The organism is Nocardia flavorosea NBRC 108225 (assembly GCF_001613385.1).
GTDB classification, from domain to species: Bacteria; Actinomycetota; Actinomycetes; order Mycobacteriales; family Mycobacteriaceae; genus Nocardia; species Nocardia flavorosea.
In genome coordinates, this window is record NZ_BDCG01000025.1 from 17,669 (window position 1) to 30,029 (window position 12,361).

Here is a 12,361-nt window from a genome sequence, read left to right on the forward strand (position 1 = left end):
GTCTTCTATGCGGCGGCTTACGCTGCCGTATCGCCCTGCACGGGCTGTTGCTGCCATTCCGTGCGCTTCCTCAAGTCGTCGGCGCTGGACTCGATGCACATTGCGTACTCCCAATAGTCCCCGCGGTCGCCGTCTGTGCGCAACGTCCACCCCGTCTCATGTGAGGGCTTCCGGTAGGACGCTTCGAATCCTGCGCCGCGCAGTACTTCGAGGTCGCGGGCGTCTATGCCGATGTAGGGCCACAGTTCGATAACGCCGCCGGAGACGGTGACGCGGCCGATTTCCCGCCAGATGTCGCCGAGGTCGTCGGTTGAGTGCGTCCAGGGTTCGCTGGTGGTTCGGGTGATGACACCGACGCGGGACAAGTCGACCGAAGCGGGGATCCGGCTGGCGTGGAACCGGTGATAGGAGTGGGGCATGGTGTTCCTAATTGTGTCTATGGTCGTGCCCCCGGCCCCCGGTGGCATGTATTCAGGTTTTCCGGCATTCCCGGCCCTACCACCCGGCCGTAATGTCGTGTCGCGCTTCAGTCCCCGACTGTTTGGTGTAGACCGGTACCCGTCGGCGGAGTGTTTGCCGACGGGTACCGAGTTGCTCAGAGCGTACCGCTTGGCATGAATACTTTTTATAACAATCCTCTAAATCCTGCAATTATGTTGCCGCAGGTTGAGAGGGGTGAAAAGTGTCGGGTGACCGAACTTTTCGGGTTCGAGCAAGAGGGAACAGAGGCCCGGCGGGTGGCTGATAGTCCGCGGGGGATCTGATTGCGAATCGGTAGCTATATGGGCTGTGTTACACACCTGCCACGCCGCGCATGATTACGCTATCGTGTAGTTACTACACTACACGAAAGCTGAGGCAGCGATGATCGACACCGCCGAAGATTGGATGACCCGCCGAGAGGTTGCCGGATACCTGCGCGTCAGCCAAGGCACCCTCGCGAACTGGGCGACGCAACGCAAGGGCCCCAAGTTCGTTCGCCTCGGCGGCGGCAAAGTCCTATACAACCGCGCCGCCGTCAACGACTACCTGAACAGCCTCCAGACAGCAGCCTGACCTCATGCCGAAGCAAGAACTCGCCCTCGGAGAGTTGGGCGACATCAGCTACACCGCCATACGCAAGGGCGGCAAGATCACTGGATACCGGGCGCGCGCACGATGGCGCCGCCCCACCGACGGCGAGATCCTGCCGAAGGAACGATCCGGGAAAAGCAAGGGCGCCGCGAAGACCGCCTTGAAGAAGTACGTCACCGAGTTGAACGAGTACGCGGCCGGCGGCAGCGAGACCATCACACGGGATACGAAGATCCCGGTGTTGGCGGACCTGTGGCTGGCTGAGTGCGAGTTGGATGAGGGCATGGATGATGCGTCGGTGGAGCGGTATCGGGAGGAGATCGAGCCGACGGAGATGCGGTACCGGAAGGACGGCAGCCCGGACCGCAGGGTGAAGCCGGATGCGTTGAAGATCAAGACGGCGTTCGCGAACATATCGGTGTGGGAGTTGAACACGCCCCGCTATGACCGGCATGAGAAGGCGATCCTGGCGACGGGTGCGAAGCAGAAGGCGCGGTTTCATCGGATCATCGTGTCCGGGATGATGGATCTCGCGGTCCGGCATGGGGCCATCAAGCCGGGGGATCATCCGGTGCGGAGTTTGAAGGCGATTCGCCGGGAGCGGAAGAATCCGCGGGCTCTGGAGCAAGGGCAACTGTCGGAGTTGCGGGCGCAGTTGCGTGCGTGGTTGCGGGGTGAGGCGATCGAGGGCACGGAGGCGTATACGCATGGTCCTGCGCGTGACCCGGATGTGGTTCGGATCGGTGATCTGATGTTGGCGACGGGTGCCCGTCCTGGGGAGGTTCTAGGCTTCCGGAAGTGTGATATTCATCTCCCTGCCAGTCCGGGTGACCCGTGGCTGGTGGATGTGTTCGGGACGGTGAAGCCGGACAGGAACGGGAAGCTGAACCGGGTTCCGCATACGAAGACCGGTGAGGACGGTAAGCGGACGGTGATCTTGCCGAAGTTCGGGGTGGCGGTGCTCGCGGAGATGGGCGCTTATGAGTGGGAGCCGGGTGATGAGTCGCCGGTGTTTCCGTCTCGGGCTGGCACTTGGCGGTGGCCTGCGAATTTTCGGCGGTCGTGGCGTGAGGCGCGGGGTTCGAAGTTCGCGTGGGTGGAGCCGAAGACGTTCCGGAAGACTGTGGCGACTGTCATAGCTGACGAGTACGGGCATGAGCGGGCTGGGGCTCAGTTGGGGCACACTCCGGGCTCGAAGGTGACCCAACTCAGTTACATCCAGCGCGCCTTGCTTGTGGCGGACTCCACTCCGGCCTTGGATAGGTTCTCGGAGATACCGGCCGTGACGGAGGAGGTGGAGGTTCTGGATATGGGCGAGTCCGACGGGGAAACTGTGGGATAACCGTGGGATGCGTCGAGTCCTGGCCGTTACCGCGTGGTGGCGGAGTGGCGTTGACCTGGTGTTTATGGTGCGCCATCAGGGACTCGAACCCCGAACCCGCTGTTCTCGGGTCGCGGGTAACGGTGAATCATTGTCGTTCATGCTGAATCATGTCTACCTGCCGGTTTGCCCGATTGAGTGAACAAGCGTGAACCATCGTGAACCCACGTTATCGAACTCAAACCGTGGGGGAACCGTGGGAGAACGTCAAATCCCCACACTCCCAGACAACCACCCCAGACACACGAAAAGCTGCCCCTGAACCAAGGCTCAGGGGCAGCACCCGCGGAGGACTCCACACTTCTAAGGTTTCGTCACCCGGACATAACTAGCAGAATCATTGGCCGAACTGATCATCCCGGACTGACTTGCCTGGGCCGTCACACGAACCAGCGACCCCGCCTCCACAGTCACGCCAGAAACCGACGCATTAACAATCGTCCCGGAACCACTGGACACGGTCACGGCCCCACTGGACGCGACCTCCACACCATCCAGAAGAATCCTCAAAATAATCGTCCTACCACCAAGGGAGGCCGTGAACCTGATGGACGCGCTCAGGACCACTCCCTCACCAGCGGACTGCACCACCAGATCACTGCCGGACAACGACGACCCCGGATAGTTATCTGTATCGGGCGCCCACCCAGTGATCTGGGCCGGTGACGTACCGAATGACGACCCAGACCCGGACCTGAACATCCCGGACGGCGCGAACGTCTGAATCTCCACCGACGCCGTACCCTCCGATGTCGCGACCGGAGACAGCAGCCCGACCATCGTCGCCGACGCAGAAGTCGAGCCCTCCGAGTCTGCCGACGCGTCAATACCGAACTCGACCGCCGCAGTGCCCTCAGCCGACGCATCCACCGGCAACAGGGCCGCGACATCCGCTGATGCTGTGCCCTCACTGTCGGTCGTGACCGTGAGGCCTTTAGCATCCGTCACTTCAGCAGTGGCGGTGCCCTCACCGTCGGCGTCGACCGTCAAGTAGCGGACCGCAGCCAACCCCACGCTCGCGTCACCGGTACTGGTGGCGTCGGAGTAGATGTGGGTGTACCCGAGAACCGAAGCGGATGCTGTGCCCTCAGAGTCGGTGTCGACGAAAATCCGGGGCGGGATGTAGGGGATGACGCCCTTCGGGAGAACCGTTCGGGACGCCCGCGGCAACAATGCCTGAGCTTCGGTGCCTCCGGGGAGTGGGGCGCGCCACCGTGTAGCCCCGGGCAGTGATGCTGTAGTGGTGCCCACCCCAACCCCCTATGTTTGCGTGTACCGGGGCGTGACCCGCAGCTTGCCCGCAGCGGACTCGAACGTGATATCGGCCGAATCAACCCAGTCGACGAGGTCGCCCTCACTGTCGAGGTAGCCGACGTGGGTTACCTCCGTGCCCATCGGCACATCGAATTCGACTTCGTCACCGACCGCAGTCGCCACGGTGCCGTTGTCGGTCGCGCCATCCCACGATGCAGTCTTGCGGGCATACGCGGGAGACCCGCCCGTCACCTCGTTCGCGGGTGTCGGCCCGGATCCGGGGCTACCGGTGTGCAGGGACAGGGATACGACACGGGCCGCGTAGTCGTCTGCCTGAGCGATACGCGTTGCAGCGATTTTGATAGCCATGTTCACCACCGAGTGATAAAGAAAGTGAGAAAGAACCGAGAAAGAAAGCGATAAAGATCAGCCCTGGCGGGCGACTGGGCCCGCGTACCAGCAGTAGTCCGAGCCGTCCGAATAGTGGACGTACACACGGAATCTGGCTGGAATGTTGATCGTGTCCGCGACCGCTTTATCTACTTCCCAGCGGGCAATGTCCTCGTCGACCGTCGCGTCCCACGTCGCAACCACACTGCCGGCCTGGTCGTAAATGATCAGTTCGACAGTGGTAGTTGGCGGGAACTCGACCCCCAAGGGCGGGCCGATTTCGTGAATGAAGTCTTGCCCATAAACCAGGACGATCGTCTCCGGGATGGGGTCATTACCAAGGGACATATTCGCCTCGCCTTGCAGAATTAGAGAGAATCAGCCGAGACCCGAGAAGATCCTGACATCGTTCCAAGAATGGGAATTGCCGGAGCTACCGCGACCGACCCGAAGCCCTGCATAATTGTTCGCCGCAGGAACCACACCATGCATCCAGCCAACACATAGCTGCGGGACATCATTGATTTCGATCCAGCCGATACCGTTATATATCGAGAACGCCACCCGGTCACCGGACTTCACAGTCAAACCGAAGCTCTCCGGGAGATCCTGCATCATCGTGAACGAAGCTGTCGCGATGTTCCCCGACCAGTTAGACACCCACAATTTGTTGCCGAAAATATTCGCGGCAAGCCCCTGGTCTGCGGCCGTGTTCGTGGCAAGAATCAACGCGCTCGCGGCACCATTGTTCGGTCCGATATTCCCGCCAACAGTCGCCTCGATACGCTGACGCCCCGACAGGTTACCGGTATCCCGCAGCAGCCCCTGCCAGTTCCCTTCCGTCGTAGCAGTGGTGGACCAGGAATCCGCAACTACGGCAGCATCCGCCCCGTACTGGACCCAGCCATTCACGCCATTCTGGTTACCGCTCCGACCATTGAAATCGTCGTAGAAATCCTGCTGCCACACAGTCTTCGGCGGAATCGACGGCGGACGATCATAGTGGTACAACTTCCGGATCCACGTATCACACAAGGCCGCATTAACAAAACGAAGGCAACGCCGACCCGGCCCCAACCGGAACGCTGGACGGATCATCTGCGAACCCACATAGGTACCATTCATCCAAATACGGATCCACTTATCGTCCTCGCACCAAATCTGCACAGTATGCCATTGCCCGAAGAACGAAGCCGGAGCACTCCAGTAGCTAAGATTGTCGTCCGCCGACATCATGCTATAGAAATGCACAAGCTGAAATACGTGACCGCTATACACCAATGGTGCATTCATCAACCGGACACCGACACAATTCTGGAATGCCCCACCGATCGTGGTCCAAGAGTCGGTAAAATATATAGCGAAACTCTGAACCACCAAGCCTTCAACGGGGAAGTACACCTCCAGCTCGACACCCCAGTTCGGGGTAAACGGTTGATACGCATACGACTCGCCGCCGCCAGTGACAGTCGCCACATTCGACGGGATATGCAGCGTGTCATCCTCCGTGATGTCCGCTGTCGTACCGTCCCCGAGATGCCTCCAAGGAAGCTGAATCGAGCCCGTCGTATACGACGTGAAATCATCAAACCAGCCCGCCCACGCAAGGGGCAGGTTCCGGCGCATCAGAAAACTCATTCGACCTCGATCACGCCAGAAATCCGAGCATCCGGATAGTTCACAAGGTCCCGTCGAATAGACAGCAGTCGAGTCCTATAGCCGCGGACCCCCAGCTTCTCCTCCGAAGTGATCACCCTCCGGATATCGTCGCTACGTTCCGCCAGGCGGGCCACGGCCGCGTCGATGACAGGGATCGCATCCACCGACGCGGTCATATCAAAAAGGCCACTGAGGTCGTCCACGTCGAAAATCAGTTTCCAAGCCGCCTCTTGATAGTCATAGACAACCACGTTCTCAACCGAGGAACCGGACAGAAGTGTTTCAATCAGCTTCAACGAATGCCCCAAAAACTAGTATCTGCAACACCTGCGGCGCCACAGTCCCCGTAACGCTCGTCACATTGATGAAAAGGCGCTCACGATGGATGACGTTGTAATTGATTGCCCAGCTCTGTCGGTTTGTTCCCGCGTCCATCGAATATGTGCCGAGCACCGAAGACACGGTGCCGTCCGGATCCCACTTCTTCAACTCGAACGTCAACCCGTTCGGCTGCGACAGAAATGCGATGTGCATATCCGTGATGACGCGTTCGAGCCCGCCCGGAACGTTCTGACACGGGCCGATCAACAACTCATTCACACCCAGAACCACGGCAGCAGACGCCACCACAAACTCTGTCTCCCAATAAGAGACAGCTTCGAGTGCTGCTGCCGCTGTAGCTTCAGCCGAAACGGCAGCATTGAGAGCAGCCTGAGAATCAGTTACAGCCTGATCCGCCGCGCCCTCAATAATTACAATCGGATCCCGGAACTGCGCACCCATATTCGAATGCGCAGTCCCATAAGACACGCGCGCACCCTGCGTCAACGACGCCTGAGTATCCTCAGCCGTCATATCCTGCAACGCCGCAAAAGTACCCGGAACCTGCGAACCCTCAGGAATAGGAGCATTAGGGGCAGTCACAGAAGATCACCCCCAACCCTCATCAAATCTCGTTCAAAATCTCATCCGGAATAGGCGGCGGAGGAGGAGCAGGAACATGCGTACGAATAAACGCCAACAAATCCTTCACATAATCAACCAGCACGTCGATACGACGCACATCCTGAATATGCTGCAACGTATCCGCACGATGCTGAAGCTCAAGCTCATGCACCCGACCGCGAATGTCCCTCAACTCATCCCGCGTCGGAGCCAACACAGCCTCAAAATCCGCGCGCTGCGACTCCAGCGAACGCGACCGCGGGGCAACAAACCCCACGACCACGCCCACAACCCCCGCAGCCGCCGGAATGACGACCTCCCACATAGCGGGTCAGATCACAGGAGTCTTGTACGCGGCCACACCAAGGCCCAGCGCAGCCGACACGACAGCAGCCACAGCCGACGCCTGAGCATCACTGAACACGCTGTACGCGACCAGGAGCGGCTGAGCAGCACCAAGAACGCCATACAGCCACGTACGCCAAGTACTCATCGAATTCGCGCCGGCCACACCGAAACCGACCAGAGCAGCAACAGCGCCACCCCACAGAGCAGCATCAGAATCATTGAGCAGACCAAGAGTTACCAGGAGAACCTGAACCGAACCCAGCGTGGCATAAATACGGCCACGAGCCTCAGCAGTCAGGTCACGGATAGCGTCAAAAGACATGGAGGTACCCACTTCGAAAATAGAGGAATGGAATAGAAAGAGGTCAGGCGGCCTTGTCCGGGAATCCCGGGATGTTGATGACCGGGCAGTCCTTCGCCTCAAGGGCGTCCAGCCGCTTCAGAACCTCGGCCACGGCGTCAACCAGGGTCGCGCCATTCAACTGCGGCCACCCCTTATACCCGCCCGCGTCACGCTGACCGAGACCGCACAACTGCTCCCGGATATCCTTCACATCAGAACCGATCGGGCCGACAAAGCCCTTAACAAAATCCTGGATCTGCTTAACTTCAGCAGCACTCATAGGGGCATCTCCCTTACGATCAATGATTGTCTGAACATCCCGGCGGAAGGCATTCATGTCGATGCCCCACGGGTCTATTTTTCCTTCGGACGAGTACTCGCGATGTGCGACACAATCACCCGAACCACGGCCAATGCGGCGCAGGATCGCAGCGCAACCGCGCTTATAGGCGTCCAACTGCACCGCCGGCCATGGCTGCGAACCGGTGCCGCTATTCACGGCCTCGATGCCGATAACGCTGTAGTTCGCGTTGTTCGTCGGCCAGCCATTCCAGCTACCTCGACCCGCATGCCAGCAGACCCCAGCAGCAATCACGCGGTACGTACCGTCGCGTTCCAGGACTAGCTGGGCGAGAGGGCCAGGCAAGTCGGAGCGGCCGTTCTGCACGATGCGCCAGTCGTTCTCGCCGCCCCCTGCCGTGTGATGACAAAGGACGCCAATCACATTTCCGAAATCTCCATGACCGCGAAATTTCCAGCCGTCATGCTCAATTACTTTCAGACCCTCGGCGCGGAGAACATCCGCAAGCCACAGGGGATCCCCGGACCAAGCCATTTTCACCGACTTTCGGCTTCCGCCAATATGTTAGAATTGGAAGCTCAATAGAAAGACCCCCGCGTCTGCGCCAACAGACCGGGGGCATGGCCGAACTTTGGAGGAGTTCGACGATGACTGATGTTACATGCTCTGTTCCCGCATGCATACGACCGCGGGGTACCCGAGGATACTGCTCAGGCCACTACGACCGGTGGAAGAAATACGGGCACCCCGACGCCGCCCGACCACTGAACACCAAAGTCCCCCGCGGGGCATCGCTTCGAGAGCGCCTGATGTGGCGCGTAGACCCCGATCTCAGCCCTGACGAATGCTGGATCTGGCGCGGAGCGCGAGGCGGCACCAAAAAGCGTACAGGCATCGGATACGGGAAATTCACCGTCAACGGTCGCCAATACGACGCGCACCGCGTGTCATGGGAGATCCACAACGGCCAGCCCGTGCCACCCGGAATGCAGGTCCTGCACTCGTGCGATAATCCGCTGTGCGTCAACCCCAAGCACCTGAGCATCGGCAGCAACCGGGACAACGTCGACGACATGGTCTCCAAGATGCGGCAGACCTACGGCGAGCGAAACCCGCAATCGGTACTCACCGATGAGGCCGTCCGCGACATACGATCAAGCTCGGCGAGCGACGCCGCACTTGCAGTGAAGTACGGTGTCGGCAAGTCATGCATCGCCGATGCACGTTACGGGCGAACCTGGCGGCACATCGCGTAGCAATCGATCCCCGGAGTGGGGCTACACACCCACTTCGGGGAATCGATCCAAAATTGTCTTCCGGGGCCGCTTCGACAGGTGACGCTCAACCATCAGGACCCGTTCCCGCTCGGCGTCGTCGACGGCCGCCAGGTACTCCAGAACCTCGTCAACTGTGTGTAAAGCTGGATTCCAGCCCGGATCTTTGACGGGATAATTGGTCACGTACGCACCGTCACGTGACACTGGCCCGGTCTTGAGCTGTTTGCCCTCCCCCGTCACCCCAGCAACGATCTGCCCGTCCTCCGGCAACGGCGCGTTCGTGTCGAACCCGAGCGCTTCCGCCAACTGCCGCTTCGTATCCTGCGGCAGCGACGCCACGAACTCTTTGATATCGAACTTCGAGCGGTCGGGAGCATCCGCCGGCACCCACACGCCCGGACTGGTGAGCCAGTGCGGGTCAGTGTTCTTCGGCTGCTGGTACTTGATCTTCCGTTCCGGCGGGATCACCGAGTCCATCGGCCGCACGCCACAATCCCACTGCCGACGCGAGACCTCTTTCAGGTACTCGATCGGAAACGGAAGCGGGGCCCCCTTCATGCCGGGCAACCCGGCGAAGGTATGGAGCAGAGCCTCCTCTGGACAATTTGGGTTGGTGTTCTCCAAGGTGGGAAACTCGCCCGGTTTCAACCAGGGCGAGGTATCCACTTCGACGGGACGCGAAGACTTCTTCGACATCAAAACTCCTGGACTATTTGCCCTGCACAGCCAACTGCTGCACGAGCGATCCGAGGTCAGCGATCATCGCCAACGCACGCTGCCCGCGGTCTTTGTTCTTTTCCTTCTCGCCGATGACGGGCAGCCACTCAGGCGGAGACTCCCGATCCCAAGCAAGCGTGAGTTCACGGACGCGGTCGACATAGATGGTGTGGTCATCGACGTACAGCACCGTCGGGCCGTTCCCGACGACTGTGGAGCCGATCACCTGGGCGCCGATACGGTCACCGATGAAGAAATGCCCGCGCCCCTGATCACCGACGAACCACGGCGCCCCATCCCGGATGTTGATTTCGTGGCTGAACCACGATCTCGTGTCGTGCAGGGCTTTCCGCATCGACAGCAGCATTTCCAGCGTGTACGCCCGGTCGGAGCCGGACGCTAGCACTTCGAATGGGCTCGCCCACCCACCATTTGTTGCGCGGCCGGCGGATTCCAAGTTGGCCCAGGCGGCGATGGTGTCCCAGTAGAAGATTTGGGCGACGGCGTCCACCGCGCCACCAATGGGCGGTACCACGATTGCCGCTGCGAGCAAATCGCCCGCAGTCTGGATGGCAGCCGAGATAAGCTCATTCACGAATGGGAAACTGTGTCCACCGGCCACAATTTGTTTCGCGGTGCTCGGCGTGAACGTGAACTTGGACGATTCGATACCCGTCTCTTCGCCCTCAAGATAGATGACGTACGGGCACGTCTTGTCCGTCAACCGCAGGCCAGGAACGTTGTACGACGCCGGGGTTTCCGGCGACACAACGTCTTCCTCGATCACATCAAGGAAGTCCTCAGCCCACTGCGCGAACGTGCGTTCCAGCCCAGTGAACGGGTTACCGCCGTTCGACGTGTCCGTGAAGTACCCGGACTTGTCGACGATGTCCACGACCAGCGCGCCGTTACGCAGGGTTTGGCCTTCGATCGGCTGCTCGTCATCATCGGCGATGTAGCGGCGGACCTGGATAGACAGTTGCGCGTCTTCCAGGATGTCCTTCGCCATATCGACCCAGCGTTTAAACCGGGAGTTCGGGACAGACCAGATCGTGCCCGCAGCCATGTCCTCAGCGAATGTCGTCGGTTTTACAACAACGGACCAGTTGCCCATTCCGGGCGCCGACGAATTCTGGTCCATCGGGTCATCCGGCAAACCCCACAAGCTAATTTGCTCACGCATAACGTTCAGAAAAAGGGCCGTTTTCAATGCCCAAATCGACGGACCCGCGATGAAGAATACGCGCGGGAATTGTACGAAGGCGGGCAAGAACGGCGAGGCCCATGCCAGGTAGTAGTCCAGGACGCCCAGATCGTGGAGAAAGCGGACCACCAATACCCAGGTGCCGTCTTCTCTTTTTTCAAGAACCTGATCGTGAAGTCTTCCAGACCACCGGGCGCCGTCTTTGTCTACAGTGATGTAGACGTGCAGTTTCTCGCCGCGCTGTATGCGTGGCGCTACCTGGTATATCCACTTTGCCAACGGGTCATCGAGCGGAATTTCCACCTGGCCGGGGCCGACCTCGTTATCGAGCCATGTGAAGCTGGCAGAGTATTCCGAGTTCAGGATCCCCTGTAAACGAAAATCGCCATCCCAGAGCCTCATCAAAGGCGGTTCGAGGCGTGCCCTGCGGTCTGCTTCCTCCGCCGCGTTAGTGGCTTCCCAGATTGCTTCGCATTGCTCCTGCAAACTGAGGGTTGAGAGGTCCGTCATTCGAAATCAACTCCAAACGAGCGGAACCGCTCAACCATTCAGCCACGGATGAGACCATCGACGCTGGCAATAAACTTCAACCCGGCCACCACCCGCCGGCGCGGCCTCGACTTTCACGGGCAAGTTGGTTTCGGGGGTCTTCGGGGGCACGCGATGAAGGAACGCTATTCCATTCATCCGGCCAGCAAGGTTCGTGCCGAATAAGTCGCGTACCTGCAACTTGTCTCGGTACAGGGTGACCCGCGCCCCACCCTCAACATCACCGAGACCAGGCAGAGTGATCTTCCGGTTGGCGTGTTCTCCGCCTGGTATTCGCTGGTGTTTCTTCCCGACCCACGAATAGTCCGGGAGTGTCCAAACGCCGCGAGTAACGACCCATTGCAGCCACATTGGTTGGTCGCACGGGTTAGATATGGTCACCCAGCCTTCCGAGGTCCCAGCCGACGAGGTTTCGAAATAGTCGACCGGGGTGTTCTCGTAGGCGTCTTCGAAATAGAGTGGCTGGTCGGCGACGACCGCCATTTTTTCGAGCGATGACCGGGTTAGATGCGGCGCATGCTCGTATTCGGACGGCACCGTGTCACTCAGCGCCAACCACAGAGAACGTGTCCCTGCGGTCGGCGTGGTGATCGACAGTTTCGTGAGTGTCGAGTCCAAATCCCACGGGTCGTTTTCGTAATCCCACATGGAATGCCACTCGTTGTGGAGTGACTGCCATTCCTCGGGGGTTTCGCCCTTAAGGTGGACACCGAACGTGATGTCACGTTGGTCGTATGATTTCCCTTGGTACGTCGAACCCTTCTGGAACGCCGATGAACGTCGGCGCGTGACTACGGGCGCCTCGAATAGGCCGCGTGGATCTGTTGCCAGATACAGCTTTTTCGAGGCTCCTGAGCCGCTGATGACCATGTGTTTGCCATCTTTGAAGATTTCGACGCGGGGACCTTCCCGCATCAAC

Annotated in this window: 16 protein-coding genes; 3 read left to right on the forward strand and 13 right to left on the reverse strand. The window is 59.7% G+C overall.

The window, feature by feature from the left end; genetic code table 11:
* Positions 1-17: 17 nt before the first annotated feature.
* Complete coding sequence (locus tag NFL01S_RS31080) at positions 18-419, reverse strand: hypothetical protein (RefSeq protein WP_157117160.1); 402 nt, start codon at positions 417-419, stop codon at positions 18-20.
* Between the two features lie 445 nt (positions 420-864).
* Here NFL01S_RS31080 and NFL01S_RS31085 point away from each other — a divergent pair, with 445 nt between their 5' ends.
* Together NFL01S_RS31085 and NFL01S_RS31090 are read left to right on the forward strand one after the other, a co-directional pair.
* The gene (locus tag NFL01S_RS31085; RefSeq protein ID WP_062979893.1) at positions 865-1,056 is read left to right on the forward strand and encodes a helix-turn-helix transcriptional regulator; all 192 of its coding nucleotides are present in this window, start codon (positions 865-867) and stop codon (positions 1,054-1,056) included.
* 4 nt (positions 1,057-1,060) lie between these two features.
* Entirely contained in the window at positions 1,061-2,416 is a 1,356-nt protein-coding gene (locus tag NFL01S_RS31090; RefSeq protein ID WP_062979894.1) for a tyrosine-type recombinase/integrase, read from the forward strand.
* A 342-nt stretch (positions 2,417-2,758) separates the two neighbouring features.
* On the opposite strand, the gene NFL01S_RS31095 is transcribed toward NFL01S_RS31090, so the two are convergent.
* From NFL01S_RS31095 to NFL01S_RS31135, 9 genes are all read right to left on the reverse strand, one after another.
* Positions 2,759-3,445 carry a hypothetical protein gene (locus NFL01S_RS31095; protein ID WP_157117162.1) on the reverse strand — a complete coding sequence of 229 codons (687 nt, stop codon included), beginning with the start codon at positions 3,443-3,445 and terminating at the stop codon, positions 2,759-2,761.
* Positions 3,446-3,715: 270 nt separating this feature from the next.
* Positions 3,716-4,078, reverse strand: a complete 363-nt coding sequence (locus NFL01S_RS31100) for a phage tail fiber protein (RefSeq protein WP_157117164.1) — start codon at positions 4,076-4,078, stop codon at positions 3,716-3,718.
* Positions 4,079-4,135: 57 nt separating this feature from the next.
* Positions 4,136-4,447 (reverse strand): LtfC-like domain-containing protein, encoded by a 312-nt coding sequence (locus tag NFL01S_RS31105; RefSeq protein ID WP_062979897.1) that lies wholly within the window; start codon positions 4,445-4,447, stop codon positions 4,136-4,138.
* A 30-nt stretch (positions 4,448-4,477) separates the two neighbouring features.
* Positions 4,478-5,737 (reverse strand): hypothetical protein, encoded by a 1,260-nt coding sequence (locus tag NFL01S_RS31110; protein ID WP_062979898.1) that lies wholly within the window; start codon positions 5,735-5,737, stop codon positions 4,478-4,480.
* Positions 5,734-6,054 (reverse strand): hypothetical protein, encoded by a 321-nt coding sequence (locus tag NFL01S_RS31115; protein WP_157117166.1) that lies wholly within the window; start codon positions 6,052-6,054, stop codon positions 5,734-5,736. The genes NFL01S_RS31110 and NFL01S_RS31115 overlap by 4 nt, the downstream gene beginning before the upstream one ends.
* Positions 6,041-6,622, reverse strand: coding sequence for a hypothetical protein (locus tag NFL01S_RS31120; RefSeq protein WP_168433961.1), 582 nt, complete (start codon positions 6,620-6,622; stop codon positions 6,041-6,043). The genes NFL01S_RS31115 and NFL01S_RS31120 overlap by 14 nt, the downstream gene beginning before the upstream one ends.
* Positions 6,623-6,704: 82 nt before the next feature.
* Positions 6,705-7,028 (reverse strand): hypothetical protein, encoded by a 324-nt coding sequence (locus tag NFL01S_RS31125; RefSeq protein ID WP_062979901.1) that lies wholly within the window; start codon positions 7,026-7,028, stop codon positions 6,705-6,707.
* 6 nt (positions 7,029-7,034) lie between these two features.
* Positions 7,035-7,385 (reverse strand): phage holin, encoded by a 351-nt coding sequence (locus NFL01S_RS31130; protein WP_157117170.1) that lies wholly within the window; start codon positions 7,383-7,385, stop codon positions 7,035-7,037.
* Positions 7,386-7,416: 31 nt separating this feature from the next.
* Positions 7,417-8,229, reverse strand: a complete 813-nt coding sequence (locus tag NFL01S_RS31135) for a peptidoglycan recognition protein family protein (protein WP_084493414.1) — start codon at positions 8,227-8,229, stop codon at positions 7,417-7,419.
* Positions 8,230-8,504: 275 nt separating this feature from the next.
* Between NFL01S_RS31135 and NFL01S_RS34995 the strand changes: the two genes are divergently transcribed.
* Positions 8,505-8,951, forward strand: coding sequence for an HNH endonuclease signature motif containing protein (locus NFL01S_RS34995; protein WP_062979903.1), 447 nt, complete (start codon positions 8,505-8,507; stop codon positions 8,949-8,951).
* Between the two features lie 21 nt (positions 8,952-8,972).
* On the opposite strand, the gene NFL01S_RS31145 is transcribed toward NFL01S_RS34995, so the two are convergent.
* Genes NFL01S_RS31145 through NFL01S_RS31155 form a run of 3 tightly spaced genes read right to left on the reverse strand, consistent with a single transcriptional unit; the run spans position 8,973 to position 12,360 of the window.
* Positions 8,973-9,668: a phage gene 29 protein family protein gene (locus tag NFL01S_RS31145; protein WP_084493416.1), complete on the reverse strand. Its 696-nt coding sequence runs from the start codon at positions 9,666-9,668 to the stop codon at positions 8,973-8,975.
* A gap of 13 nt (positions 9,669-9,681) precedes the next feature.
* Positions 9,682-11,403 carry a Gp37-like protein gene (locus NFL01S_RS31150; protein ID WP_062979905.1) on the reverse strand — a complete coding sequence of 574 codons (1,722 nt, stop codon included), beginning with the start codon at positions 11,401-11,403 and terminating at the stop codon, positions 9,682-9,684.
* A 30-nt stretch (positions 11,404-11,433) separates the two neighbouring features.
* Complete coding sequence (locus tag NFL01S_RS31155; protein ID WP_157117172.1) at positions 11,434-12,360, reverse strand: hypothetical protein; 927 nt, start codon at positions 12,358-12,360, stop codon at positions 11,434-11,436.
* Position 12,361: the final 1 nt, after the last annotated feature.

Coding starts and splice junctions, on each gene's coding strand:
- NFL01S_RS31080 (WP_157117160.1), bottom strand. CDS start 419: ATGCCCCACTCCTATCACCGGTTCCACGCCAGCCGGATCCCCGCTTCG.
- NFL01S_RS31085 (WP_062979893.1), top strand. CDS start 865: ATGATCGACACCGCCGAAGATTGGATGACCCGCCGAGAGGTTGCCGGA.
- NFL01S_RS31090 (WP_062979894.1), top strand. CDS start 1,061: ATGCCGAAGCAAGAACTCGCCCTCGGAGAGTTGGGCGACATCAGCTAC.
- NFL01S_RS31100 (WP_157117164.1), bottom strand. CDS start 4,078: ATGGCTATCAAAATCGCTGCAACGCGTATCGCTCAGGCAGACGACTAC.
- NFL01S_RS31105 (WP_062979897.1), bottom strand. CDS start 4,447: ATGTCCCTTGGTAATGACCCCATCCCGGAGACGATCGTCCTGGTTTAT.
- NFL01S_RS31110 (WP_062979898.1), bottom strand. CDS start 5,737: ATGAGTTTTCTGATGCGCCGGAACCTGCCCCTTGCGTGGGCGGGCTGG.
- NFL01S_RS31125 (WP_062979901.1), bottom strand. CDS start 7,028: ATGTGGGAGGTCGTCATTCCGGCGGCTGCGGGGGTTGTGGGCGTGGTC.
- NFL01S_RS31135 (WP_084493414.1), bottom strand. CDS start 8,229: ATGGCTTGGTCCGGGGATCCCCTGTGGCTTGCGGATGTTCTCCGCGCC.
- NFL01S_RS34995 (WP_062979903.1), top strand. CDS start 8,505: ATGTGGCGCGTAGACCCCGATCTCAGCCCTGACGAATGCTGGATCTGG.
- NFL01S_RS31145 (WP_084493416.1), bottom strand. CDS start 9,668: ATGTCGAAGAAGTCTTCGCGTCCCGTCGAAGTGGATACCTCGCCCTGG.
- NFL01S_RS31150 (WP_062979905.1), bottom strand. CDS start 11,403: ATGACGGACCTCTCAACCCTCAGTTTGCAGGAGCAATGCGAAGCAATC.